We start from the raw sequence: 25,974 nt of genomic DNA, 5'->3' as shown, positions 1-25,974 counted from the left end.
TTCACATTCTAATTTCCGTGCCACCTCATTGCTCTTCTAAATCCATTAGCTTCTGCTTCTTTTACAGTTTTTGCATAAAATTCGCCTTCTGATTGGTCTATTACACATTTATCGTATTGCTGGTCAAATGGTAAATGATAAATTTTTTCTCCTGTTGTACGATTAATATTACATTTAATCATGGGGTAATCATCTAAAGGTACAGTCAAAGCCAAGACCTTCAATGATTTTGCAAACTTCCTAGCTGTAGGCGAAAAACTCGTCGTCGTTACAAAAACCGGAATCAAATGACCATTTTTTATATAGTTATAGAATTCGCTAAAGCTACCTTTAGGATTTATTTCCGAGAAATAGTACATTACAGTAGTACCAAATAATTGATTGATATGTTTTTCATGTATTTCTTTTTTGGCAGACCAACACTTACATTGAACAACATGAATATCATTTTCTCTATAACATATCAAATCACGCCCCAAATCTTCTAAGCCTTCCTCTATACCAAAATATTTAACCTTGTACCCTTTTTTCTCATATCTATATCCTATATATCTTTCATACTCCATTCCGATTTGCCATTTTGTCTTTTTACGCTTCATATATCGGTCTAGCGCTAACTGATTTCTATCTATCTCCGATAACTCTTTATATTCTTTAGGACTTACCCAATTTGCAACGCTATCTTTGTTGTTCTCATCATTATATACTACTGGAGAAGATACTGGCTCACGTTCCATTTCTCCAAGCCAGGGTAACAAATTATGCAGATATGCTAATTCCCATCTATAAGCATATAATTCTTCCAAACACTTTTTCTTTTCTTGTTTTATCTCTTCTACTATCTTTGCCGTTTTAGGCGCAGATTGCCTTTTATATGTTAAATATTCAATAGCAGCTTTTTCTTTTGCTGTATCATAATCTGCAAGCACAGTGGTTAAAAAAGGAAATTCTATAATTTTTTTCGAAAGTAACTCCTTTTGCATCGTCACTTTCTCCTGTATCTTTTTATACTCGTCATTTATGTTTTTCTGCCCATTCACTAGTTCTTTAAGTGCTTTCTCTAATACATCTCCTTCTCCCGATACGTAACTCACACTACTTTCTTCATATTTCTCACCTGTGATTAAATATGTTTTATCTTGAAGTTCTTTTATTATTTGGATGATCTCATTTACCCGTCTTGTAAATATTTTTCTTCTTTTTTGTGAATAAGACTCTATCTCATCAAGTATTTCTTGTTTTTTATTGCTAAATTCTCTTTCCTTATCTTCTATCTCCCTTTTCTTCGTATTACTTTCATTATTTATTTTGTCAATCCATATTTTGTATGTTTCATTTATATTTTTTTGTTCGCTAATTATATAATCAATCGCATCTTCTAGTAAATCCCCTCTTAATGATTTTCTTCTTATCCCATGGTCCTCATGTTTCTTATTCAATAAAATTTTTATTTCTTTTTGAAGTTCATTTACCTTTTTAACAAACCCATTGACTTTGTCTTCAAACTCCTCATTTTTCATCCTTATATTATCATTAACTTTAGAAATTAATTCATATTGTTTCTCATCGCTTATTTTCTTTACTTCTTCTCTTAGATGTGACACTTTAAATCTCAAATGAAAAATATATAAAAACACCAAAACTACTATTACTAATATGGGTTCCATTTTATTTTCCTCTTATATATTACTCAAAATTCGCACATCTAAAACAAGCCACTGTCCCGTAGAGAGCTTATTTCAGATATGCGAAGTTTGAGTTTCTGATCTATATTATTGGTTATAATAAGCATAATCCCAGATAGCTTGCGCTACTTTGTCTTGATAAACAGGGCGCCACGGACCATTAGTATTTCTATGGGTACGGAATATCCATTGTCCTCTTACTAGTCGAAATTCGTAATGCGTTATATCGGTGGGATAGTCGAATATAAATTCAATATCCGTATCAAAATGGTTGGTTCCTAGTGGATATACTGCTTTTACTATAACTGTGTATCTAGGTTCATCATACACGACTACATCTTCAGCATAAGCAACCGATGATGGAAAATATGATATATTGCCTGCATTAGTCCATATTCCAGTTAACAGAAATATGACCACAATAACTTTCTTGAACATATCGCTCCCCCCTTGTTGTAATTTACTTTCTCCCGTGAGGAACTTCAAAATTTGCCTTATGGCATAGCTTCCTAAAACAGTGTACATTAAGTCGCAATTTTAGATGTCAAAGCCCTATGCTAATCCTGATAGCAGGCTTATTTTGGATGTGCGAAGTTTGAATATATTATTTATATTATTCAAAATGCGTATTCCATTTATTCTCAACGGTCTCTCTATTTGCCGCCAGCCATTGCATGATTGTATTTAAGTCCTTTGCCGGAATGCGGCTTTTGTTGTGCGCCACCCTAATCATGCCGTCCATCCATATTTTTGTGGCATCCTCATGGGGAGTTCCTTCGCATACATGTACATGGATGGGCTCATCATTCTCATTTGACCAAAAGAAAATAACATATTTTCCTAAACGACATACTTTAGGCAATGCCAGCACTCCCCTCTTTGGCTAACCGCCAGATAATGAAGGCGTTTCTATTGGCATAACCTAATAAATCCGTAACCTCCTCATCAGAAAAGCCCTCTGTTTCCTTTATATCCAAGCCGGGAATAACCGATTCCAAGAAGGAGAATCCCCCCTCTATGGGCTTTTCAAAGTAGATACGGATATATTCCATACCATCATCAGTAGTCTTTATATCACTATAAGTCAACGTAACGTCATCAACTTCGGAGTAAAAGTTCTTCATTGCCGGTCACCTTCCTGTCACCTAAAGAATATTTCTACTATTATTTTAGCACAACCTGACCGGAAAAGCTTAAATCCCCAAAAACGAATTAAGCTGATAGTTCTTAATGCTGGCCAGCACGGTGGTCTGCAGAGCCGTGGTTAAGGCTTTGCTGGTGGCCTTGGCGGCTTCGGTGTCGATATTGCCGTTGAGGAGGCCGCTGTTATTTAACTGGTTGAGCCAGGAGATGTTCTGGGCGATTTCGTTGATGGCCTGCTGATTGAGTGTTCTCTGCTGGCGCTTGTAGTAGCTGTAGAGGTAGTCCTGGGTCTTGCGGGTACTGTCTGACCAGAAGCTGTCCATCAGGGATAGTTTGTACTTCGTCAGGTCGTATTCATTGAGGGTCTTATCCCATTCTTCCTGTTCTTTTTGCACCTTGGCCCAAATATCGCTGTAGCTATCCGTATTTTCCGTATCCTTCTTCTTTGTGGCAGTTGTGCTCGTATATGATTTGGCCGCCAGATTCTGCAGGGCCAGTAACGTTTCCATTGACATCTGCGACATAAAAATGCCCCCTTTCTCTCTCTATATATATCGAAAGAAAGGGGGCATTACTTTAGCGTTTTAATCTTCTTCTACAGGGCGCAGAGCATTATCCAGCGGTGCTCTGGCATACGGCATCAAATCGGTGAGCTTAGCGGTCTTCACCACGCCGTCCATATTGGTCATGATGATTTCTTCCACGTTGAACTCTGCCAACAGCTGACATACAGCACCATTGGGAACAAAGGGCTCATCCGTATCAGCAATCACGGCAATGGCGTCAAATTCCCGCTTGCCATCTGCTACCGCCCGGTACATAGCCACTTCCTCCGCAAAGACGGAGAGACGGGGGACGGCGTTTTCGATATTACATCCTGTATAAAAGGTGCCATCACTGGCCAACACGCAAGCGCCAATAGCTGCCTTTCCATAAGGTACATAAGCGTTATCCATGACCTGCATAGCCGCCCGCACCATGGTATCCACGATTTCCGGATTCATATTTGTTTCACTCCTTTTCTAGCCACTACTACCTACTTCTACTATTCCCCATGCAAGGGCAAAATCCTTGCGCGAAATAAAATTTTCTTAGACAACATCCACCCGAATAACACCATCTATCTGCCGCACAGCATCGACAATGATGATGCTCTTGATACTCTGCTTGTTGAAAATTTCCAAATCAATATACATCGAGCGCTCGCCGCCCTCTTCCATTTCATCATCAGCAGCATTGACCTTTACACCTCTGACCCGCAGCTGCAAATCCTCCAGACAGCGGCTGATGCGCATAAGCTGCCCAGGCCTGTCCACTGTGTGGATATTGAGCGAAAGATTCTTCTCATGGTCCACCCAGTCATCTAAGCGGGATAGCCTGCCCAAAGTCACAAACACCAAACCGGTACTGATAAGCGCCCCAGTATAAAAGCCAGCTCCTACCGCTAAGCCAACGCCAGCCACCACCCAAAGGCAGGCAGCAGTAGTCAGGCCTGTAACGGACAGCCCCTCCTTCATGATGGCACCGGCGCCCAAGAAACCAATGCCGCTGACCACCTGCGCTGCCAAACGTGCCGGGTCAGCATTGGTCTTGCCCTCAACATCCTGATACAGACCGATGGACATGACCATAATCAAACAGGAACCAAGACATACCAGCACATTGGTACGCAACCCCGCCGATTTTCTACGGGACTGGCGCTCATAACCGATGATACCGCCCAAAACACAGGAGAGAACCAGCCTCAGAAACAACTCCCATTCCGACAGCATGACTTCTCACCTCTTTCTTCCACTAATCATGCCTATTCTCTTATGAATTCGCCTTCAGCCAAAAAAATCCTGCCTGTCCATGTGAATCCCGCCAAATAAGGGAACATTTTATCCACATAATAATCCACAGGTGTGGATAAGTATGAACTTCTCCCTGTTTTTTTGCCTTTTCTTTCTATAATATATAAGCATCATGTGAATATTGTCTATGCTCGTCTGGGCAAAATCTGTGGATAATGTGGATAAATCCGTGGATAACCCCATATTTTCAGCTTGACAAACGCTTATCAACTACATTTTGTGCTTTTATCCCCAGATTTATGCCTAAATCTTGTGGATATCCCCAAGTCGACCCATAATGTTACAAAATCCTACTTTTTCCACAGGGAAAATGGGAATTTTATTAAGTTTGCATTGTAGTAACGGACATCACCGGATACTTCCTGTCCCAGCCAGGCCGGACGCGAAAACTCCGCATCCTCTGCCGGCAGTTCGATTTCTGCCACTACCAGTCCCTGATTTTCGCCCGCGAAAACATCCACTTCCCAAGTGAATGCTCCCTGCTGTTCCAAATAGCGGGTCTTGACGAGAATGGGCTGCTCGGCCAGCTGCAGCATTTCCTCTGCATCCTGCCGGGGGATTTCATATTCATACTCTGCCCGGCTGACCCCCACATTCTTTCCCTTGATGGTCAGATACCCTTTCTCTCCCTTTATCCGCACCCGCACCGTACGCTCCGGCACTGTGGACAAATAACCCTGAGCTATTTTTATGCCTGCGCTTTGCGGCTGCCAGCTGTCTTTCACCAAAAATTTCCGTTCAATTTCCTTTGCCATGAACCTCAACCTCCTTTACTCTCTATATTGTAACATTTTTTCCACTGAACCCTCGCTTTTTTCAGATTTGTTTGTTATACTTAATTAGTTTATAATAAACATGTGTTACAATGAGTAAGAATCCATAACAATTTTGAAGAAAAGAAGGTATGATTTTTGCAAACTTCCAATATTCCTCCTCGCAAGGCAAAGAAGAAACGCCGTATCTGGCCTTGGGTGCTGATGGTACTGGTGTTTATCTCCGCAGCTTTGGCTGGTGCGTACTATGCCAGCAACAGTCTGCTGGAAAAACCTGTGGAAAAGAAACAGAGTGAAGAACTGATTACCGCCAAGGATAAGGCCACCATTATGATTATGGGTGTGGATGAGCGTGACGATGATGTAGGCCGCAGCGACACGCTGATGATTGCCTCCATCGACCCCAAGACCAATCAGGCTTCGCTGCTCTCCGTGCCCCGCGATACCCGTGTAAAAATCAAAGGCCATGGCTTTGACAAGGTCAACGCTGCCTATGCCTATGGCAAGGAAAAACTCTCTCAGGACACAGTAGAAAACCTGCTGGGCGTAAATATTGACCATTACATCATCATTAATACCAAGTCATTTAAGAAAATTATTGATGCCATTGGTGGCATTGATATTGATGTGCCCAAACGCATGCACTACGAAGACCCTTGGGATGATGACGGCGGCCTTATCATTGACTTCCAGCCGGGTATGCAGCATATGGATGGCGCAAAAGCCGTAACCTATGTGCGCTACCGTGACGAAGAAGGGGATTTGGGCCGTATCCGCCGCCAGCAGGATTTTATGCGCGCCTGCATGGATAAGATTGTTTCCCCGGCCATTATTCCGAAGCTGCCTTCCGTTATCAAGGAAGTCATGGATTCCATCCAGACGGATTTGACCTTCCGCCAGCTGCTGGAATTTGCCGGTACGCTGAAACAATCCAAGGAAAACGGCCTTAAAACCGATATGGTGCCGGGCAGACCGCTCTACATCGACGGCATCAGCTATTGGATTCCGAACCTCAACAAGCTCCGTATGACGGTTGCTGACACTCTTGGCGTATCCCTCAGCGGCAAGTACAAGACCAAGATGGAAGCCGATATCCGCGAGTATGAAAACAGCATTCCGGCCAGCGCCAGCGAAGTTCCTGCCAGCGATACCTCCATTGGCAAGGCCAGACCTTCCGACAGCAGCAAGAACCGCCGCCGCGAAGAAAAAGCCGATAAGAATAAACGCAGCGAAGACAAAAATATAGACCGTGAGGAACGCACCCGCAACAGCGAAGAACGGGGCAACCGTGAAGAAACTTCCCGCTCCGACCGCCGTCAAAGTGCTCCCAACACCGATAACAGCGGAGATTCCTCCGTACCAACCCCCAGCGCAGGGGTAAGCAAAACCCGTTAACTTCATAAGCTTAGTTCGTACTTCAAATTCCCGTATAACTTTACTAAAAAAGTTATACGGGTTTTTTTTATATTTTGTTTATAAAATATAACTATTGTATCAATCAATATTTGGTATTTGTTTTTTCTACAAATCTGGTTATAATGAAACATATTACAGTTTTATAGATTTTATTAACTAATATCAACGAGACTGTAAACTGTAACATAACACACAGACTTAGCTTGACCATAGAGCTAAAATATAGACCATAATCAGGAAGGAAGTTTGAATGATATATGAGCAATGTAAATGAGCAGGCTTTGCAGCTGCATAAAAAACATCAGGGCAAGCTGGCGGTGGCCAGCAAGGTGCCTTTGGAATCTGCCGAGGATTTGACTTTGGCCTATACCCCCGGCGTGGCCGCCCCCTGTCTGGCCATCAAAGAGGACAAGCGCAAGGCCTATGACTATACCAGCAAGGGCAATATGGTGGCGGTAGTCACCAACGGTACGGCTGTGCTGGGCTTAGGCAATATCGGTGCCCAGGCCGGTATGCCCGTAATGGAAGGCAAGGCCATCCTCTTTAAGGGATTTGCAGGTGTAGATGCCGTGCCTATCGTTTTGGACACGCAAGAGCCTCTGGAGGTCATCAAGGCCGTTCAGCTGATGGCACCAAGTTTTGGCGGCATCAATCTGGAGGACATCAAAGCGCCCCAGTGCTTTGATATTGAACGGGAACTGAAAAAGACTTTGGACATCCCCGTATTCCACGACGACCAACACGGTACCGCTATTGTGGTAGTTTCCGCTTTGATTAATGCTTTCAAGATTGTGGGCAAGGACTTTACCACGGCTAAATTCGTGGTCAATGGTGCCGGAGCTGCTGGACAGGCCATTACACGGCTGATTCACAGCGCGGGCGGCCGCAATATCATCCTCTGCGACTCCCGTGGGGCCATTTACAAAGGGCGTCCCAACGGCATGAATCCTTACAAGGAAGATATTGCTAAGATTACCAATCCCAGCCATGAGGCAGGCCCTCTGAACGCCGTCATCCGCAAAGCTGATGTATTTATCGGCGTATCCGTAGCAGGCTGTGTCACGCAGGATATGGTGCGTACAATGGCGCCGAATGCCATTGTCATGGGCATGGCCAACCCCGAACCGGAAATCCTACCTCATCTGGCCAAAAAAGCCGGAGCAAGAATCGTCTGCACAGGCCGCTCTGACTTCCCCAATCAGGTCAATAACCTCCTGGCCTTCCCGGGCATCTTCCGCGGCGCACTGGACGTGCAGGCCAGCACCATCAACGAGGAAATGAAGATGGCCGCCGCAAAAGCCATCGCCTCCCTGATTAAGCCGGAAGAACTGGACGAAGACCATATCATCGCCAGCCCCTTTAATCCTGAAGTAGCACCGACCGTTGCCGCAGCCGTAGCAAAGGCCGCCCGCAAAACCGGCGTAGCCCGCAATTGGGAGATGACACCGGAAATGGTTGCCGCACATACGCGGGAACTGCTAAAAAAGTAAATACACGCATAAAAAAACGCTTAAATCACGTTACTGTGATTTAAGCGTTTTGTATTATAGAATAAAACTTAGTCTTCCTTCTGCTCCAGAGTAGCCATGGAAGCCACCTTATCATTTTCTGCCGTGGTCATGAGCTTAACGCCCTGCGTGTTACGGCTAATAACGGAGATATCGGATACGTTGGTGCGGATTACGATACCGTCGGTGGTAATCAGCATGAGTTCGTGTTCGGGACGAACCACCTTGATACCTACCACGCAGCCGGTCTTTTCCGTGACCTTCATGTTGATGAGGCCCTTGCCACCGCGGGTCTGCGCACGGTATTCTTCGGTGCTGGTACGTTTGCCGTAGCCAGATTCCGTAACGGTCAGGACTTCGGCGTTGCGCACGAGGATATCCATGCCTACAACTTCGTCACCGTCCGCCAGGCTGATACCCTTTACGCCGCGGGCCATGCGGCCCATAGCGCGCACATCATCCTCGGAGAAGGCAATGGCCTTACCGAGTTTAGTGCCCAGCATCAGATAGCTTTCGCCATCGGTGAATTTAACGCCCATGAGGTCATCATCATCATCAAGGTTGATAGCGTTGAGACCGTTCTTACGCAGGTTGCTGAACTCGGACAAGGACGTCTTCTTCACGATACCCTTGCGGGTAGCCATGAAGAGGTATCTATCCGGGTCAAAGCCCTTGACCTGAATGACCGCCGTAATCTTTTCGCCCTGGTCAAGCTGCAGCAGGTTGATAATCGCCGTGCCCTTGGCCGTACGGCTGGATTCGGCAATCTCGTAAGCCTTGAGGCTGTAGACGCGGCCGCGGGTCGTAAAGAACAGGATGGTGTGGTGGGTTGTGGTAATGAGCAGGTTTTCCACAAAATCCGTTTCCTTCGTGCCCATCCCCTTGATGCCCTTGCCGCCGCGATTCTGACGGCGGTAGGTGTCCAGCGGCATACGCTTGATATAATTGTTATGGGTCAAAGTGATGACCACATCTTCTTCGGCGATGAGGTCTTCCACATCGATTTCAGACGTATCAATCGTGAGCTTCGTGCGGCGTTCGTCACCGTACTTAGCCTTTACAGCCGTCAGCTCTTCCTTGATAATGGCCAGGATTTTCTGATTGTCAGCGAGGATGGCCTTGAATTCTTCGATGGCCTTCAATGTTTCCTGATATTCTTCCTCAATCTTTTCCCGTTCCAGACCGGTCAGGCGCTGGAGACGGAGATCGAGGATGGCCTGTGCCTGCTTGTCAGACAGCTTGAATCCCGACATCAAAGCCTCTTTGGCGATTTCAGCTGTACGGCTTTCACGGATGGTGGTAATTACCGCATCCAGATGGTCGAGCGCAATGGTCAAGCCTTCCAAAATATGAGCACGGGCTTCAGCCTTTTTCAAATCGTACTGCGTCCGGCGGGTAATGACTTCTTCCTGATGCTTGATGTAGTAATGGAGCACCTGCTTGAGGTTCAGAACCTGCGGCTTGCCATCTACCAAAGCCAACATGATAACGCCGAAACTTTCCTGCAGCTGGGTGTGCTTAAAGAGCTGGTTCAGGATAACGTTGGCATTTGCATCACGGCGCAGGTCGATAACGATGTGCATACCGTTGCGGTCCGATTCATCCCGCAGGTCGGTGATGCCTTCAATCTGTTTGTCACGCACCAGCTGGGCGATTTTTTCAATCAAACGGGCTTTGTTGACCTGATACGGAAGTTCCGTAACCACGATGCGGGGCTTGCCGTTGCTCATGGTTTCGATATGGGCATTGGCCCGCATCTTGATAATGCCGCGGCCTGTGGTATAGGCCTGACGGATGCCTTCCTTGCCCAGAATCAGACCAGCCGTCGGGAAGTCCGGCCCCTTGATGGCCGTCATAAGTTCCTCGATAGTGGTATCCGGGTTGTCAATGAGCATCAGTGTGCCGTCAATAACCTCACTCATGTTGTGTGGCGGGATATTGGTAGCCATACCTACGGCAATACCGGAAGTACCATTGACCAACAACTGGGGGAATTTAGCCGGCAATACGGAAGGTTCCTTCAAGGACTCATCATAGTTCGGCGTGAAATCCACCGTTTCCTTGTCGATATCCTGCAGCATCAGCTCGGAAATCTTGGACATACGGACTTCCGTATAACGCATTGCAGCGGCCGGGTCACCATCTACGGAACCAAAGTTGCCGTGACCGTCAGCCAGCATGTAGCGCATGGAGAAATCCTGCGCCATGCGGACGATGGCATCATAAACGGAGCTATCACCATGCGGGTGATATTTACCCAAAACTTCGCCGACGATACGCGCCGACTTCTTGTAGGGCTTGCCTGAGCCCATGCCTGCTTCCTGCATGGCGTAGAGGATACGGCGATGTACCGGCTTCAAACCGTCCCGCACATCCGGCAGAGCACGAGCCACGATAACGCTCATCGCATAGTCGATGTAGCAGTTCTTCATCTCATGTTCCAGATTGACGGGGACAATTTTTCCCTGTTCAAACTCCACAATCTCACCTCAAAATCTATTTCTTACATAACCAATTAGCTAAAAATCAACACTTTATTATATCATTTCTACGCCCAAAAAGCAAAAAGCCAAGCTCTTGCCTGGCTTTGTCTGTTGTAGTTTTTCTTTGTTATTTGTCAATAATCTGACTGTAAATATACCCTTCCCGAACCCCCGAATCACTATAGGTAATCCAGTGGCTCTGAAATCTTCTTGCCAGCACATTGGCGATAACCAGCCCCGGGATAATTGTCTGAATCCTCTCAGGCACGGAGCGCATCAGCGCCACCGCCATTTCCTGGGTCATTCCCAAATCGCCAATGAACGTGCCGATAATGGAACGGATGTTTTTCGTTTCCAAACGACGGTTGACGGCCGGAAGATTGAAAAGTTCATTATTCAGGGCACATGCCCCTTTGAATGTCCCCCCAATGCCCACGATTTCCGCTTCGCAGATGTTGCAGAAATCAGCTGCGGCCCCAACAGTAGCCTCCGCCTCGCCATACATTTCCAGACATTCATTCATGGTCGGCAGGATAGAACTCACATACTTCTTAGCAAATCCCAATGAGCCAATCGGCAGGCTGGTCTTGTACTGAATCTGCCGATTGCGGTAAGTCACGATTTCCGTACTGCCGCCGCCAATATCAATCAAAAGCCCGGATGCATTATTGAGGCTGTGGGTGGCACCGATAAAATCAAGGGTAGCTTCCTCGTCACCACTGATGACCCGAATCTTTATCCCTGTGCGTTTCTCGATTTCGCCCACCGCCTGCCGGCTGTTTTTGGCATTGCGCAAAGCCGCTGTGGTAAAAGCATCCACCTGCGTAATGTTGAAACACTGTAGAATCTTCTTGTATTCCTGCAGTGTCTCAACTGCCTTGTCTATGCCTTCCGGCTGCATAATCCCGTCTTCCACATAGGAGGCCAGCCCCACTGTCGCCTTACGCTTCATCAGCTGTTCAAAATGGCCGCCCTCAATGAGATAGACCGCCATCCGAATGGTATTGGAGCCAATATCGATTATCCCGTGCAGCATAGGCACTCTCCTCAGACTCAACGCTTCAAACCACTGCCCGTCATAGGAATAACTACCTTGTAGTTATCCGGTTTGCCCTTGGCAAAGAATTTCTCGGCGCCAGCCAAAGCTGCTGCCGAAGTCATCTCCACATACACGCCCTTGGAACCCAGATACTTCTTGGCCTTGAGGATTTCCGCATCCTCTACCGTCACCACATCGCCGCCAGTCTGCTTCAGAATTTCCAGCATGGTGGTGATGCGTTTGGGCCGCTCAATGCGGATAGCATGCGCAATGGTAGTTTTCTTCGGCTGTTCATCCACAACCTTGAAGGCTTCGTAGAGCGGCGCACACTTGGAACTCTGCACTGCCACAAAATGCGGCAAACGGCCTAATTCCATGAAGCCCTGATACAAGCCAATCATCATGGTGCCGTTACCCACGGGCATAAAGATGTATTCCGGAATCCTATCGCCCAGCTGTTTGTAGATTTCCTTGGCCATGGGGCGCATTCCCTCAAAGAACAACGGATTATAAACATGGGAAGCATAGTAAGCATCCCCCAGATTCTTCTTCACGGCTGCGCAGGTGCTCATGCGGCCATTCGGCACTTTGACAATATTGGCACCATAGGCCTCAATCTGCTTGCTCATTTCCGGCGAAATATCATCCGGTACATAAACCGTACATTCAATGCCGGCAGCGGCTGCATAAGCAGCAATCGAAGCCCCGGCGTTACCTGCTGAATCCAAAGCAATTTTCTTAATGCCCAAGTGATTGATTTCGTTAATCAGCGCATGAGCACCTCTATCCTTAAAAGAACCAGTTGGCTGCAGATTTTCCAATTTCAGCAGCACTTCCAGTTTCCCCACCTTCAACGGCAGTAAGGGCGTCTCCACTTCCCCCAGTGTAATATCATTATGCACTTCGTCCATTTTATCCTTATGCAAACGGAACATTCCCCCGCACTCACAGATATAGGAGTGCGTGTTCAGCGGATATGGTTTCTTACATTTCTCACAATAAAAATACATGATGGCCCCTCCCCAGAAAATGCTTAAATATTTGCTGTATCGTATAGTTGTATACTAATATAATATATTCGTCAAAGATTCTCAAAACCCTCTTTGCTGCCGCTATTTCCATAAATTTACATAAATTGCATTTTTTCTATTGAAATCATATGGCAAGTGTTGTATTATAAAGGAGGGAGAACAACGATATCTAGTATATCGTTGTAGGCAGAAGGTATAGAGGCGGCAAAAGCGGGAACGTTCGGTAGTTCCCGCTTTTGTATTGCCCTTTGAAAATAAGGATGTGTGATATGGAAAACAAAATTTATGCACTGATGGGCGCGCAAGCATCCGGCAGAGCCACTATGGCCACCCAGCTGGAGGCTATGGGGATTCATTATATCCCTGCTTACACCACTCAGGAGTTCAGTAACCACAAACGCACCCGCTACAACTTATCCCGGGAGAATCTCTATAAAACCGTTACCCCGGAAGAATTTGCCCAGATGGATTTTGTGGTGGAATTCACCCACAAGGGTTATAGTTATGGCTACCGCAAAGACGATATTCTAAATTCCCTGCGGGACCATACCATCAGCGTGATTATCTTAGAAATCACTGGACTCAAGCCCATGAGCAAACTCATCAAGAAACGACTGGAAACCATATTCCTGATGGTGGATTATGTAACCCTGGTAGACCGGCTTCTGCGTATGGGCTATACCAATGACGAAATCAAATACCACCTGCAATACGCAGAGAATAACAAGGAATTTGATTTGTGGAAAGTCTGCAGCCACATCATTCGCAACACCTGTGATAAATCCACAGCACTGATTCAGCTGATGGCTATTATGGGGCTGACCAGACCACTGGCACAGGAAGAATTCGATAAACTGATAAAATAACATCATACATAAAAAGAGCGGTATAACCTATTCTTTCGCGCAAGCTTGTCAAGCGCTACAGAAAAGGTTATACCGCTCCTTTAAGTTACAAAGAAAATGTTATCTGCCGGCCGCCTGGGCACGCAGGCGGGCGATACGGTCGCTGGTATCCGGATGCGTGCTGAAGAGTCTGCTCATGGTCGAGCCAATCCCGCTGAAGGGATTGATGATGAACATATGGGCCGTAGCCGGTGTGGCATCGCTCATCTGGCGGCCATTCAAGGCATAATACTCGATTTTTTCGAGGGCATCTGCCAAATAGTTGGCGTTGCCGCAGATTTCGGCACCATCATGGTCGGCTTCGTACTCGCGGGAGCGGGAAATCGCCATCTGAATCAGGCTGGCAGCCAAAGGTGCTAAAAGGGCCATGACGAGGGCTGCAATCGGATTGCCGCCTTCGTCATCATCACTGCGGCCGCCGAAGAAGGCAAAGAACTGCGCCGTATAGGTGATTACCGTAGCCATCATCGCCGCTATCGTGCCCGTCAGGATATCGCGGTTCTTTACATGGGCCAGTTCATGTCCCAGAACGCCGGACAGCTCGTTATAATCCAAAGCCCGCATAATTCCCGTCGTTACTGCAACTGCAGCATGGGACGGATTACGGCCGGTCGCAAAGGCATTCGGCGTATCCTCGTTAATGATGTAAACTCTGGGCATAGGCAGCTCGGCATTAGCTGCAAGATTCTCCACCAGGCCATAGAGCTGCGGAGCTTCTTCCCGGCTGACTTCGCGGGCATTGTACATCTTGAGTACCACAGAATCGCTGAACCAGTAGGAAAAGAAATTCATCCCCAGCGAAATCATGAGCATAACCATCATGCCGCCCTTGCCGCCCACAAGGCCGCCGATGAAAAGCATAATGGCACCTAACAGCACCATCAGCATTAAAGTCTTCAAATTATTCATTATCCGTCACTCCCAACTTTACTTCTTTTGCATAACGTCTGTTCAAATAATAACCGAGGCCCAAAACAATCGCCACAAAACCAATTTTCATTGCCAGGGCATAGGGTTCAAAATACATGCCCAAGCCTTTATCCGCCGTCATGAGTTCTGCCGCCGTCCAGCCCAGGATAGCCGCGCCGCCATAGATAAGGGCAGGCACCTTCTGCATGAGTTTCAGGAAAATCTGCGCCCCAAAGAGCACGATGGGGATAGAGATTAACAGACCGCAGATGATAAGGCTCCACTTGCCCTCCGGCACCGTATTGGCTACACCAGCCAGCGAGAGGATGTTGTCGATACTCATGATGAAGTCAGCAATCAGAATCGTGCGTACCGCTGCGCCAAAGCTGGCCGGAGCTTCGCCTTCCTCATTATTTTCCTTATGGTCGGTCAACAGTTTCACGGCAATATAGAGAAGTGCCGCCCCGCCGACAAATTCGATATATGGTGCCGCCAGCACACTGGTGGCAAAGAGTGTACATACAATACGGATGAACACCGCACCGAAACCGCCGATAAAAATGGCTTTTTTCTTATTGTGCTCCGGCAGATTCTTGCAGGCCAGCGCAATCAGAATCGCATTGTCGCCGGATAACAGAATATCCAGCAGCAGAATACCTGATAACGCCGCAAACCATTCGGGACTAAACATCCCTGCAAATAAAGATTCCATCACAGCTAATCAAACTCCTTTTTCACGCAAAAATAAATACCAAAAAGACCTCGCCCTACACGCCGCCCGCAGGCCACCTGTAAGACAAGGTCTTGCTTACTAAATTATAGCCGGCCATACCGGGTGCGATGCACCGTATTGACGATATCTGACCGTTCAGCTACTCCCCTTGTATGGGATTTATGCTATTACTATATCATAAAAAATCGGAAAGTCAAATTAAAATTTAATTAAATATCGAGATTGCGCACGAGTTTAGCGTTTTCTTCGATAAACTGGCGGCGCGGCTCTACTTTATCGCCCATGAGAATCGTGAAGAGCTCGTCAGCTGCTTCGGCGTCAGCCATTTCCACGCGCAGCATGGTACGGCCAGCGGGGTCCATGGTGGTTTCCCAAAGCTGTTCCGGGTTCATTTCGCCCAGACCTTTGTAGCGCTGTACGGTGCTGCCATCACGGCCCACTTCGTCGAGCTTCTTGGCCAGTTCTTCATCACTGTAGGTGTACCAATGCTTCTTGCCCTTGCGAATCTGATAGAGAGGCGGCTGTGCAATGAACACATGACCATGCTCAATCAGCGGCTTCATATAGCGATAGAGGAAGGTGAGGAGCAGGGTACGGATGTGGGCACCGTCCACATCGGCATCTGTCATGATGATAATTTTGCCGTAACGGCGTTTTGCGAGGTCAAAATCATCGCTGATACCCGTACCGAAAGCCGTAATCATCGTGCGGATTTCCGCATTGGCAAAAATCTTGTCGAGGCGGGCTTTTTCTACGTTCAGAATCTTACCGCGCAGGGGCAGGATGGCCTGGAAGCGGCGGTCACGGCCCTGCTTAGCGGAACCGCCTGCAGAGTCACCCTCTACGAGGTAGATTTCGGCCATTTCCGGGTCTTTGACGGAGCAGTCTGCCAGCTTGCCGGGCAGGCTCGATACTTCCAGCGCATTTTTGCGGCGGGTCAGTTCGCGTGCCTTGCGGGCGGCTTCACGGGCGCGGGCGGCCATGATGGCCTTTTCGATGAATTTCTTCGTGATAACAGGGTTTTCCTCGAAGTATTCGGAAAGACCTTCCGTAACGATGGAATCCACGATACCACGGACTTCGCTGTTGCCCAGCTTGGTCTTGGTCTGACCTTCGAACTGCGGGTCACGCACCTTGAGGCTGATAACCGCCGTCAGACCTTCACGCACATCATCACCTGAAAGGTTGCCATCCTTTTCCTTGAGGATATTCTGCTTGCGGGCAAAGTCGTTAGCGGCGCGGGTCAGCGCAAGCTTGAAGCCTGCCAGATGCGTACCGCCTTCTTCGGTGTTGATATTATTGACGAAGGAGTAGATGTTCTCCTGATAGCTGTCGTTGTACTGCAGGGCGATTTCCACAACGGTATCGTCCTTCGTGCCGTTGAAGTAAATCGGCTCCGGATTGATTTTTTCCTTCTTGCGGTTGAGGTGTTCCACGAAGGAGCTGATGCCGCCCTCGAAGTGGAATTTCTCGCTGCGCAGTTCCTCGCCACGTTCATCGTTCAGCACGATGGTTATGCCGTGGTTCAGGAAGGCCAACTCGCGCAGACGGTGTTTGAGCGTATCGTAGCTATATGTGGTCACGGAGAAGATTTCCGGGTCGGGTACGAAGTGTACACGGGTGCCCGTGATTTCCGTTTCGCCGGTAACATGGAGCTTTTCCACAGTTTCGCCGCGCTTAAAGGAGATTTCATGGATTTTGCCGTCACGCTTAACCTGTACTTCCATGGAAGTGGAGAGAGCGTTAACAACAGATACACCTACGCCGTGCAGACCGCCGGATACCTTGTAGCCGTCGCCGCCGAATTTACCACCGGCATGAAGCACCGTCAGTACGACTTCTACGGCAGGCATGCCGCTTTCGTGCATGTCTACGGGGATACCACGGCCATTATCGGTAACGGTAATGCTGTTGTCCCGATGAATGGTTACATCAATCTTATCGCAGTAACCGGCCAAAGCCTCGTCGATGGAGTTGTCCACAACTTCGTATACCAGATGATGCAGACCGCGCTCCGAGGTGCTGCCGATATACATACCGGGACGCATGCGGACTGCTTCCAGACCTTCGAGAATCTGAATCTGTTCGGCACCGTAATCAGCATCTACAGCTGTCACTTCGGCACTGCTTTCATCCGTATGAATCTCTACGCCTGTGGTATCAACGCTTTCCATTTCCTCTGCTGGCGCGGTATTTTCTATGTTCAACTGTTCATTATCATTTGCCATGAAATCTTACGCTCCCATCATTCCATCAAATAGTCCGATTGTTCCTCTACAGAAACATCCTTATCCATATCCATTGTATCATAAACCATCTGCGAACGCCGTTTCAGTGTCCAGGGCGAAATCGCCGACAGGTAAGTTTTCCCGTCTGTGATGATGAGGGACTTCTTGGCTTCCTCATCATTGCGGATATCCAAAGGCAGAGTATTTTCGAGCCTTCCCAAAGCCTGTTCATGGGCCAGGAACTCACTGCCTGCGCCTTTGGCAAAAATCGTGTAATCGTGAATGGCAATTACGTCCTTGGTGCGGACAGACATGCCATTGCCTAAATGGAGAAACATAAGTTACCTCCTCCCCAGCTTAATCACATCATAACGCTTGGGTGTTTTGTAATCCTTTGGACGGTGCATATCGAACCGCAGGGCATAAAGCGCCCGGGTGATATTGTCCTCGTTGAGCTGCTCCGGTGGCAGACAGCGGTAAAGCATGACGAGTGTCTTGGCCTTAATGCTCGTCTTGTCGTTGACCTCCGTATCCGCCGCCAGCTTCTGCACCATGATGGAACGCTGTTCGTTGACCATCTTGGTCGTGGCCTCCGGCACATACTTTTTGACCTCCGGATAGCGGGCCCAGGGCATATCCCGCAGGACCTGCCGCACCGCCGCTGTAATGCTTTCCCGCTGTTTGCGGCTGCAATCATCACAAATAGCAACATCCGGCGGCATCAGCCGCCCGCACTGGGGACATTTCTGATAATTTTTAGCCATTTTGAGCTTCTGCATTTGCAGATGTTTGCGGTAAAGCCCGCTGATTGCCCGGCCAATTTCTCCATCGCCGGCGGCTGCGCCTAAGGATTCTGCTGCCTGCATCTCCGCAGGGGACAGCGGCATCTTACGGCGCTCCCTGCCCAGATTCTCATCATCAGGCGGAGCAGCCAAGCGGATTTCATCAATTCCTTCGCTGTCCGACTTCTCCCAACGCTTGGAAAAAGCCACCTTATCAATCATCTTCTGTCCTGCATAATTATTCACAGATTGCACAATCTGGGGCATCATCATCTGCAGCTCATTGCGCAGGGCAGAATTGTCGCTATAGATATAGAGGGTATCCTTGCGGATTCCCTGTGGCGAGGTATTGCGGGCGATAAAATCGCCCACAATCTCCGGCCAGTGCCACAGAACCCAATGCATATAATATTTTTTCTCTGCGTTGCTGCCCATATGGTGAATGGTCTTGCGGATAATGGTATCCGGCCGTTCCAATCCCGGGCTGCGGGCTTTCAAGCTGCCAGCCATGACTTACCTCGTAATTCTCCCTGCCGCCACCTGATAATAGGTGCCAATGCGTTCCGCCGGGAAATAGGCACTGTCCGTGGCCGTAATCATGGTCTGAATCCGCTCCCGGCGAATAAACTCCATGAGCTGGCTGCGGCGGGATGCGTCCAGTTCGCTCATGACATCATCCAGCAAGAGTACCGGGTATTCTCCTGTCTCCGAACGCAGAAATTCCAATTCCGCCAGCTTCAGAGACAGCACGCCTGTGCGCTGCTGCCCCTGGGAACCAAAGGAACGCAGATTAATCCCGTTGACAGTCAAAATAATATCGTCAAGATGAGGGCCGCGCCCTGTGGAACCGCGGATAATATCGATTTCCCGGTGACTTGCAAGCTCTTTATTATACCATGACTGAAGGTCACTTGTCACGTTATCCCCATCTGCCCCGTGGACTTCATAGGTAATGGCCAGATTCTCCAGATTCCCGGAAATCCGCCGCTGCATGAGATTGGCCAGCATATTGAGCTTCTTGACGGCTTCCAGACGCTTCAACGTAATTTTGACGGCGCTGTCCACCAGCTGGGCGTCCCAAAGTTCCAGCATCTCCGTACCGGCTTTACGCTCCCGTATCTTTTTCAGAAGGTTATTGCGCTGGGTGATTATTTTACTGTATTTAGCCAGTTCATGGTAATAGGCTGGGCTAGCCTGGCTTATCTCTCCGTCCAAAAAACGCCGGCGAAGTGCCGGCGCTCCCTTGATGAGGAATAAGTCCTCCGGGGAAAAAAGTACGGTATTTAAGCTGCCCACCAGTTCTTTGGGACGAATAGGATGGTCATTCAGAAGAATCCTGCGCCGCTTTTCCCGGCTGAACTGAAATTCCAGCTTATTCTCCACCCCCAAGCGGGTAAAGCCCAGCTGAACCAGTGCTCCAGGCTGCTCCCAGCGGATTAAATCATTATCCGTATTCGTGCGGTGGGAGCGTCCAAGCGAAGCATAATAGACTGCTTCAATGATGTTTGTCTTTCCCTGGGCATTCTGCCCCAGAAAAACATTGATATTGGGGTCAAAGGTTAACTTTAACTCACTATAATTACGATAATCTTTCAGTTTTAATGAATAAATATTCATTATTGCACCTGTTATTTGTTGACTTTTACCCGCCATGCTCCCATATCGGTGATTTCGATCACATCACCATCATGGAGTTTGCGGCGGCGGGCAGATTCCTTCTCTCCATTGCGGAAAATCAAACCTTCTGCCAACAAGGCTTTGACTTCTCCGCCAGAGGGCAGAACACCAGCCCATTTTAAGAACTGATCCAGCTGGATTTCTTCGGTTTCAATCTCGATATCCTCAATCTGCATGTGGATAACCTCCTTAATGGGCCGTACGTACCGGCGTAACGACATAGATAAAGGCATCATCCTTTTCTTCCCGCACCGTCATGGGGGAGAGGGGTTTGGTCAGACGCAGTTCGCAGTTTTTGCTGTCGATAATCTTCATCACATCCGTGATGTACTGAGCGTTGAAGGCGATGGTTACCTCGGGGCCTTCGATGGAAGCGGGAATCGTTTCTTCGGCGTTACCGATATCCGGATTGTTTGAGGTGATATGGAGCTGGCCATTGGCGAACTCCATCTTGATGACATTGTAATCACCAGCCCGGGAAATCAGGGAAACGCGGTCAACAGCAGCGTTGAATTCCGCCGAGTCCAGCGTGACTAACGTATCGTGATTAGGCGGGATAACGTAATTGTAATCGGGATATGCACCTTCGATGAGACGGGAAGTCATGTAGATATTATCAAAGGCAAAGCTAATCTGATTAAAGTTGCAGCAAACATGCACATCCGTGGGGATATCCGAAGTCATATTGTGGAGAAGTTCCTGCAGAATATTGGCCGGGATAATGATTTTGATATTGCCCAGTGGTTCTGCAAACTGTTCGTATTTCACAGCCAATCTGTGCATATTGGTAGCTGCCATGGTGACTTTGTTGTCAGCAACTTCCAGATAGCAGCCGGTGAAAACCGGACGGGACTCATCTTTGGAGCAGGCAAAAACAGTTTTCTTAATCAAAGCGCGCAGGATGTTGTCCTTGATGGTGAATTCTACGTTGCTCTCGATTTCCTTAACGGTTGGAAACTCTGCCGCATTCATGCTGAGCAGGGTAAAGCTGGCCTGATTGGAAGTGATGTTGATGATTTTCTCCGTGCGGTTATAGGTGATGGTCAGACTATCCCCAGGAAGCTTGCGGATAACATCCAGGAAATAACGTCCGCTGACGGCAATCTGTCCCGGTTCTTCAATATCTACAGGGATACGGCAGACCATGCCGATCTCATTGTTGGTGGCATGAAGTTCCAAGATACCGTTTTCCGCTCTCATAAAAATTCCTGCCAGAATGGGGGTCTGGGGTTTGGAAGCGATTGCTTTGGCAACAATGGAAAGGGCATTGGTCAGCTCAGATTTTGGGCATGTTATTTTCATGGGGCAGGGTCCTTTCTTTTTTTATTATGACTCTAGAAATATATAAATAAATAGCCGTAGTAGTAGTAGGGCCTGTGGAAATGTGGAAAAGCCCTGCGGTGTAGTAGTTTATCTACAAGCGGCCTGTTAATAATGTGTTGAAAACAATAGGGCCGGTTATCCACATTATCCACGGACTTAATCACAGCTCTCACTTATCCACATTTTGCTAACAAGATTTCAATAGGCATTTCCACAAAGTTATCCACGCCCTCATTGTGCATAACGAGGGCGTGGCATTATCAGACCTTCTGAATACGGTCAATCAGTTCGTTTAAGATGCCTTTGAGACGGTTATCCGTTTCCTTGTCCTGATTGATTTTGTCATAGGCATGGATAACGGTGGTGTGATCACGCCCGCCAAAGAACTGGCCAATCTGGGGCAGAGAGGTTTCCGTCAAATCCCGGCACAGATACATGGCAATCTGCCGGGGATAGGCGATATTACGGGTACGCTTCTTGGAATGAAGGTCTTCGATTTTAATTTTGAAATAGGAGGCCACGATTTCTTGAATGATGTCCATGGTGACTTCCTTGGCTTTGCCGTTGGGGAAAATATCCTTGAGGGCTTCGGCCACCAGATCCGTGTTAACGGTTCTCTTGGTCAGGGAGGCATAAGCAACTACCCGGGTCAGGGCACCTTCCAGCTCTCGAATGTTGCTGTCGATGCGGCTGGCAATGTAGACCATCACATCATCAGGTACGCTGAAGTGGTCGCTCTGGGCCTTATTCTTGAGGATGGCGATGCGGGTTTCCAAATCCGGCGCCTGGATATCCGTGGTCAGGCCCCACTCAAAGCGGGAGCGCAGGCGTTCTTCGAGGCGTTCCACTTCTCTGGGCGGCCTATCGGAGGACAGTATAACCTGTTTTTGGGCGTCATAGAGCGTGTTGAAGGTATGGAAGAATTCTTCCTGCGTACTGGTCTTGCCAGAAATAAACTGAATATCGTCAATCAGCAGCACATCGATGTTGCGGTACTTCTGACGGAATTTATCCGAGGTACCCTGCTGGATGGCCTGAATGATTTCGTTGGTGAACTGCTCGCTGGATACGTAGAGTACCCGCATTTCCGGATGGTTCTTGAGCACCCGGTTGCCAATGGCGTGCATGAGATGGGTCTTGCCCAGCCCCACACCGCCGTACATAAAGAAAGGATTGTAGGTCTTGCCGGGTTTATCGGCTACGGCCATAGCAGCTGCATGAGCGAAATTGTTGGACTTACCCGTTACGAACGTATCAAAGGTGTATTTGGGGTTCAAAGAGGAATTGTCGCCGGGAGCCACAATATGAGGTTCCGCAACAACTTCTGCATGTGCCTCTGCGCCACCTTCGGGGAAAAGCGTTCCCTGCGCGGGTTTTTCGTTTTTGGCCTCTACCACTACGGGGGCATCTTCCTGGCCTGCCGTGCTGGCTTCTGCCATCACCGTCAGCTGGACAACCTTGGGGTCGCCTAACACAGCTTTTACCGCATCTTCGATAAAAGTCTGATAGTGTCCGGCAATCCATTCCTTGGACATCTCGTTTTGAGTGCCAAGTTCCAAAGTATCGTCTGTCAGGGAGAGAGGCTGAACGGGATTTAGCCAATTAAAGGCTGTGGGGGCTAGCTGTTCTTTCATCTTGTCGAGAATCTGGGCCCAGACAGCCTGCAGCTGTGTTTGCTCCATTTAGAAAGTTCCTTTCTGCATATAAAAGTATGATAGGAATTTTTTTCCACAGGTGTATAAGTTTATCCACATGATTATCCACAGCTGTGGATAAATGAAGGCTTCCGCAAGGGACGAGGCGGGAAAAGGGGATAAAAATGCGGGAGTCGAACCCTCCCGAAAAATCAAGTCCTGTGAAGTTATCCGCAAAATTACCAACAATATCTTACCAAAATAAAACTGAGTTATCAACAGTTTTTCTGTGGATATGCGCAGAATTTGTGAAATTATCCACAACCAGGGACGAAAAAACCGTGGATATTATATTGACACTGCCCAAGGCTTAGGCTATAATTCATAGTGATTCTTAGTGCGAGGGTGACTTTTCACTGAGACATAACGATGAATTTCTGAAATCAGAATAATACCAGTTTAAGGAGGTGTATACCGAATGAAAATGACTTTTCAGCCGAACAACCACTGGAGAAAGAAGACCCATGGCTTCCGTGAGCGCATGAAGACGAAGGGCGGCCGTCTCGTTTTGAAGAGAAGACGCCAGCGCGGCAGAAAGAAGCTTTCGGCATAAATTGTAAAGCAAGGTCACTTTGGTTAGTGACCTTTTTCTTTGATTAGTTCCATTTTTATGTTCAGATAGATTTTGGTGAATTTAGGTATGTTTGAATTGCCGAGACGGCGGATGCTCAAGCGTCGCAACGACTTCCAGCGGGTTTACCGCAAGGGAAAGTCCCTGGCCAACCGTTACTTTGTACTCTATGTATTTGAGTCGGAGGAGCTGGCAGGGAAAGTGGGCTTTGCCGCCGGAAAAAAACTGGGCTGTGCTGTAAAGCGCAACCGGGTAAAGCGTCTCCTGCGGGAGACTTACCGCCTGCATCAGCAGGATTTAAGGCCGGGCATTGCCCTGCTGCTCGTGGGCAGGCAGGCTATGCTCAACGTGAAGTGCCCTGTGGTGGAGAAGAGTTTCCTCTCCTTGGGCAAAAAGGCAGGTATCTTCCGGTGAAAAAAATTTTGCTCCTTTTGATATGGGGCTATCAAAAGTTTATTTCTCCATTGAAACCACCAACTTGCCGCTATGTTCCCACCTGTTCGGAATATGCGCGCATTGCCATTGAAAAATACGGGGTTCGCCATGGTGGCTGGTTGGCCATAAAGCGCCTTTTGCGCTGCCATCCCTTCCATAAGGGCGGTTATGACCCTGTACCATAATTATTTAGTGTGACTGTTAGATTAGGACGTGATGGTTTGGAATTTTTTAGCACTCTTTTTTCTCCGATTGAAAGCCTCCTGCGCTTTGTACTGGAAAGTCTCTTTGCAATCACCAGTGCGGCAGGTTTTGCCAGCTATGGTTGGGCAATTATTTTACTGACGATTATTGTTAAGATGGCGCTTTATCCGCTGACGGTGAAGCAGGTCAAGTCCATGAAGGCCATGCAGGAACTGTCTCCGAAGATGAAGAAGATTCAGGAGAAATATAAGGATAATCCGCAGGTTATGCAGCAGAAAATCGGCGCTCTCTACAAGGATGCCGGTGTGAACCCGTTGGCTGGCTGCCTGCCGCTGCTCATTCAGATGCCGATTCTTATGGGCATGTATTATTCTCTGTACAATTTCAGCTATCCGACGCCAGAATCGGCTTACTTCCTCTGGATGACCAGTATGTCGAATCCGGACCCGCTCTATATTCTGCCGGTACTGTCGGCTTTGACTACTTTCCTCCAGCAGAAGATGACCACGACGGATTCCAATAACCCGCAGATGAAGATGATGATGTTCATCATGCCGCTGTTTATCGGCTGGATCAGCATTAACTTCCCCTCTGGTCTGGTACTTTACTGGGTAACCATGAACGTGGTGCAGATTATCCAGCAGTGGTGGATGTATCGCGGTGACAATGCCGCACCGAAGAAGGAGGCTGCCTAATGGCACAGGTGGTTGAAGCAACGGGGAAAACCGTGGCGGAAGCTTTGGCTTCGGCTGTGAAGCAGCTTGGCTGCACGGAAAACGATGTAGACTATGAAGTGCTGGAAGCTCCGTCCAAGGGCTTTTTGGGACTGTTCGGCGTAAAGCCGGCAAAGATTAAGGTTACGCAGAAGGAAATGGCTGCAGAGGCTGCTCCTGCTGTAACCGTAGAAGATGTCAAAGTAGATAACAGCAGCGCAGCAGATGTTCCTGTGGAAGCTGCTGAAAAAGTTGAGCCTGCTGAACCGACAGTGCCTGTCGAAGAACAGCTGGCCCGTGCCGAGAAGTTCCTGCGGGAAGTATTCGAGGCTATGAATATTGAAGTGACCTGGAAGCAGTCTGAGGCAGAAGACGGTGTAGTCTTTAATCTGGAAGGCGAAAATCTGGGCATTCTTATTGGCAAACATGGGCAGACGCTGGATTCCTTGCAGTATCTGGTGAATCTGGCTGCTAACCGCGGTGTGGCTGAAGGCCGTGTCCGCATTATTATTGATATTGAAGGCTACCGTGCACGCCGTGAGGAAACGCTTATGCGGCTGGCTGGCCATCTGGCAGAAAAGGCCTGCCGTATCGGTGAAGAGGTTCATCTGGAACCCATGAACCGTCATGAGCGCAAGATTATCCATATGGCGTTGCAGGATAATCGTCGGGTAAGTACCTACAGTGCCGGGGATGAACCCCGCCGCTATGTGGTGATTGTACCGCGCCGCCGCCGTTCCCGCCGTCGCGATTATGAAGTGCAGGAACGCTACAACGAAGATTAATAAGCATTAGCTAAGAGAGCTGTGAAAGGGCTGTCTCATTTTGAGGCTGCCCTTTTGTGTATCTTTTAGGTGTATTATAGTAGG

Annotated in this window: 28 protein-coding genes; 8 read left to right on the top strand and 20 right to left on the bottom strand. The window is 48.1% G+C overall.

The window, feature by feature from the left end; all coding sequences use genetic code 11:
- Positions 1-8: 8 nt before the first annotated feature.
- From P157_RS14765 to P157_RS0102485, 8 genes are all read right to left on the bottom strand, one after another.
- On the bottom strand, positions 9-1,667 hold the full coding sequence (locus P157_RS14765) for a restriction endonuclease (RefSeq protein ID WP_051598458.1): 1,659 nt from the start codon (positions 1,665-1,667) through the stop codon (positions 9-11).
- A gap of 105 nt (positions 1,668-1,772) precedes the next feature.
- Positions 1,773-2,123 (bottom strand): hypothetical protein, encoded by a 351-nt coding sequence (locus tag P157_RS0102515; RefSeq protein WP_026759627.1) that lies wholly within the window; start codon positions 2,121-2,123, stop codon positions 1,773-1,775.
- 175 nt (positions 2,124-2,298) lie between these two features.
- On the bottom strand, positions 2,299-2,556 hold the full coding sequence (locus P157_RS0102510) for a DUF4160 domain-containing protein (RefSeq protein ID WP_051598457.1): 258 nt from the start codon (positions 2,554-2,556) through the stop codon (positions 2,299-2,301).
- Complete coding sequence (locus tag P157_RS0102505; protein ID WP_026759625.1) at positions 2,540-2,809, bottom strand: hypothetical protein; 270 nt, start codon at positions 2,807-2,809, stop codon at positions 2,540-2,542. The genes P157_RS0102510 and P157_RS0102505 overlap by 17 nt, the downstream gene beginning before the upstream one ends.
- Positions 2,810-2,878: 69 nt before the next feature.
- Complete coding sequence (locus P157_RS0102500) at positions 2,879-3,352, bottom strand: hypothetical protein (RefSeq protein WP_026759624.1); 474 nt, start codon at positions 3,350-3,352, stop codon at positions 2,879-2,881.
- Positions 3,353-3,412: 60 nt separating this feature from the next.
- On the bottom strand, positions 3,413-3,832 hold the full coding sequence (locus P157_RS0102495) for a cytidine deaminase (RefSeq protein ID WP_026759623.1): 420 nt from the start codon (positions 3,830-3,832) through the stop codon (positions 3,413-3,415).
- Positions 3,833-3,919: 87 nt separating this feature from the next.
- Entirely contained in the window at positions 3,920-4,600 is a 681-nt protein-coding gene (locus P157_RS0102490) for an MgtC/SapB family protein (RefSeq protein ID WP_177241779.1), read from the bottom strand.
- A gap of 371 nt (positions 4,601-4,971) precedes the next feature.
- A complete protein-coding gene (locus P157_RS0102485) occupies positions 4,972-5,436 on the bottom strand; it encodes a CYTH domain-containing protein (RefSeq protein WP_026759621.1) in 465 nt (154 codons plus the stop codon).
- Positions 5,437-5,592: 156 nt separating this feature from the next.
- Here P157_RS0102485 and P157_RS0102480 point away from each other — a divergent pair, with 156 nt between their 5' ends.
- Both P157_RS0102480 and P157_RS0102475 read left to right on the top strand, forming a co-directional pair.
- Positions 5,593-6,849, top strand: coding sequence for an LCP family protein (locus P157_RS0102480; RefSeq protein ID WP_026759620.1), 1,257 nt, complete (start codon positions 5,593-5,595; stop codon positions 6,847-6,849).
- A 278-nt stretch (positions 6,850-7,127) separates the two neighbouring features.
- Positions 7,128-8,360 (top strand): NAD(P)-dependent malic enzyme, encoded by a 1,233-nt coding sequence (locus P157_RS0102475; protein WP_026759619.1) that lies wholly within the window; start codon positions 7,128-7,130, stop codon positions 8,358-8,360.
- A 68-nt stretch (positions 8,361-8,428) separates the two neighbouring features.
- Here P157_RS0102475 and gyrA read toward each other — a convergent pair whose 3' ends face one another.
- The 3 genes from gyrA to P157_RS0102460 form a co-directional block, all read right to left on the bottom strand.
- On the bottom strand, positions 8,429-10,858 hold the full coding sequence (gyrA, locus tag P157_RS0102470; protein WP_026759618.1) for a DNA gyrase subunit A: 2,430 nt from the start codon (positions 10,856-10,858) through the stop codon (positions 8,429-8,431).
- A 130-nt stretch (positions 10,859-10,988) separates the two neighbouring features.
- Positions 10,989-11,897, bottom strand: coding sequence for an exopolyphosphatase (locus P157_RS0102465; protein ID WP_026759617.1), 909 nt, complete (start codon positions 11,895-11,897; stop codon positions 10,989-10,991).
- 17 nt (positions 11,898-11,914) lie between these two features.
- A complete protein-coding gene (locus P157_RS0102460) occupies positions 11,915-12,910 on the bottom strand; it encodes a pyridoxal-phosphate dependent enzyme (RefSeq protein WP_026759616.1) in 996 nt (331 codons plus the stop codon).
- Between the two features lie 290 nt (positions 12,911-13,200).
- Between P157_RS0102460 and P157_RS0102455 the strand changes: the two genes are divergently transcribed.
- Positions 13,201-13,797, top strand: a complete 597-nt coding sequence (locus P157_RS0102455; RefSeq protein WP_026759615.1) for a hypothetical protein — start codon at positions 13,201-13,203, stop codon at positions 13,795-13,797.
- A 99-nt stretch (positions 13,798-13,896) separates the two neighbouring features.
- Here P157_RS0102455 and htpX read toward each other — a convergent pair whose 3' ends face one another.
- The 9 genes from htpX to dnaA all read right to left on the bottom strand — a co-directional run bounded on the left by htpX (position 13,897) and on the right by dnaA (position 23,170).
- On the bottom strand, positions 13,897-14,745 hold the full coding sequence (gene htpX / locus P157_RS0102450) for a zinc metalloprotease HtpX (protein WP_026759614.1): 849 nt from the start codon (positions 14,743-14,745) through the stop codon (positions 13,897-13,899).
- On the bottom strand, positions 14,738-15,457 hold the full coding sequence (locus tag P157_RS0102445; protein ID WP_026759613.1) for a TerC family protein: 720 nt from the start codon (positions 15,455-15,457) through the stop codon (positions 14,738-14,740). The genes htpX and P157_RS0102445 overlap by 8 nt, the downstream gene beginning before the upstream one ends.
- Positions 15,458-15,687: 230 nt before the next feature.
- Positions 15,688-17,652, bottom strand: coding sequence for a DNA topoisomerase (ATP-hydrolyzing) subunit B (gene gyrB / locus P157_RS0102440; protein WP_155266761.1), 1,965 nt, complete (start codon positions 17,650-17,652; stop codon positions 15,688-15,690).
- A 71-nt stretch (positions 17,653-17,723) separates the two neighbouring features.
- The gene (remB, locus tag P157_RS13650; protein ID WP_051598456.1) at positions 17,724-18,044 is read right to left on the bottom strand and encodes an extracellular matrix regulator RemB; all 321 of its coding nucleotides are present in this window, start codon (positions 18,042-18,044) and stop codon (positions 17,724-17,726) included.
- Positions 18,045-18,047: 3 nt separating this feature from the next.
- Positions 18,048-18,998, bottom strand: a complete 951-nt coding sequence (locus P157_RS0102430; RefSeq protein ID WP_026759611.1) for a DUF721 domain-containing protein — start codon at positions 18,996-18,998, stop codon at positions 18,048-18,050.
- Between the two features lie 3 nt (positions 18,999-19,001).
- Entirely contained in the window at positions 19,002-20,105 is a 1,104-nt protein-coding gene (recF, locus tag P157_RS0102425; RefSeq protein WP_026759610.1) for a DNA replication/repair protein RecF, read from the bottom strand.
- Between the two features lie 11 nt (positions 20,106-20,116).
- Positions 20,117-20,341: an RNA-binding S4 domain-containing protein gene (locus tag P157_RS0102420; protein ID WP_177166180.1), complete on the bottom strand. Its 225-nt coding sequence runs from the start codon at positions 20,339-20,341 to the stop codon at positions 20,117-20,119.
- Positions 20,342-20,354: 13 nt separating this feature from the next.
- Positions 20,355-21,467 carry a DNA polymerase III subunit beta gene (gene dnaN / locus P157_RS0102415; RefSeq protein WP_026759608.1) on the bottom strand — a complete coding sequence of 371 codons (1,113 nt, stop codon included), beginning with the start codon at positions 21,465-21,467 and terminating at the stop codon, positions 20,355-20,357.
- A 281-nt stretch (positions 21,468-21,748) separates the two neighbouring features.
- Positions 21,749-23,170 carry a chromosomal replication initiator protein DnaA gene (gene dnaA, locus P157_RS0102410; protein WP_026759607.1) on the bottom strand — a complete coding sequence of 474 codons (1,422 nt, stop codon included), beginning with the start codon at positions 23,168-23,170 and terminating at the stop codon, positions 21,749-21,751.
- 430 nt (positions 23,171-23,600) lie between these two features.
- On the opposite strand from dnaA, the gene rpmH reads away from it, so the two are divergent.
- From rpmH to jag, 5 genes are all read left to right on the top strand, one after another.
- Complete coding sequence (rpmH, locus tag P157_RS0102405) at positions 23,601-23,735, top strand: 50S ribosomal protein L34 (RefSeq protein ID WP_014425951.1); 135 nt, start codon at positions 23,601-23,603, stop codon at positions 23,733-23,735.
- An 87-nt stretch (positions 23,736-23,822) separates the two neighbouring features.
- The gene (rnpA, locus tag P157_RS0102400) at positions 23,823-24,167 is read left to right on the top strand and encodes a ribonuclease P protein component (RefSeq protein WP_026759606.1); all 345 of its coding nucleotides are present in this window, start codon (positions 23,823-23,825) and stop codon (positions 24,165-24,167) included.
- Positions 24,164-24,373: a membrane protein insertion efficiency factor YidD gene (gene yidD, locus P157_RS15065; protein WP_072000139.1), complete on the top strand. Its 210-nt coding sequence runs from the start codon at positions 24,164-24,166 to the stop codon at positions 24,371-24,373. The genes rnpA and yidD overlap by 4 nt, the downstream gene beginning before the upstream one ends.
- A gap of 36 nt (positions 24,374-24,409) precedes the next feature.
- Positions 24,410-25,087 carry a YidC/Oxa1 family membrane protein insertase gene (locus P157_RS0102395; RefSeq protein WP_026759605.1) on the top strand — a complete coding sequence of 226 codons (678 nt, stop codon included), beginning with the start codon at positions 24,410-24,412 and terminating at the stop codon, positions 25,085-25,087.
- The gene (jag, locus tag P157_RS0102390) at positions 25,087-25,890 is read left to right on the top strand and encodes an RNA-binding cell elongation regulator Jag/EloR (protein WP_026759604.1); all 804 of its coding nucleotides are present in this window, start codon (positions 25,087-25,089) and stop codon (positions 25,888-25,890) included. Before P157_RS0102395 ends, jag begins: the two co-directional genes overlap by 1 nt.
- Positions 25,891-25,974: the final 84 nt, after the last annotated feature.

Source organism: Selenomonas ruminantium AC2024 (assembly GCF_000687995.1).
Lineage (GTDB): Bacteria > Bacillota > Negativicutes > Selenomonadales > Selenomonadaceae > Selenomonas_A > Selenomonas_A ruminantium_B.
The sequence above is the reverse complement of the archived record's forward strand: the minus strand, read 5'-3'. Positions and strand labels throughout refer to the sequence as shown.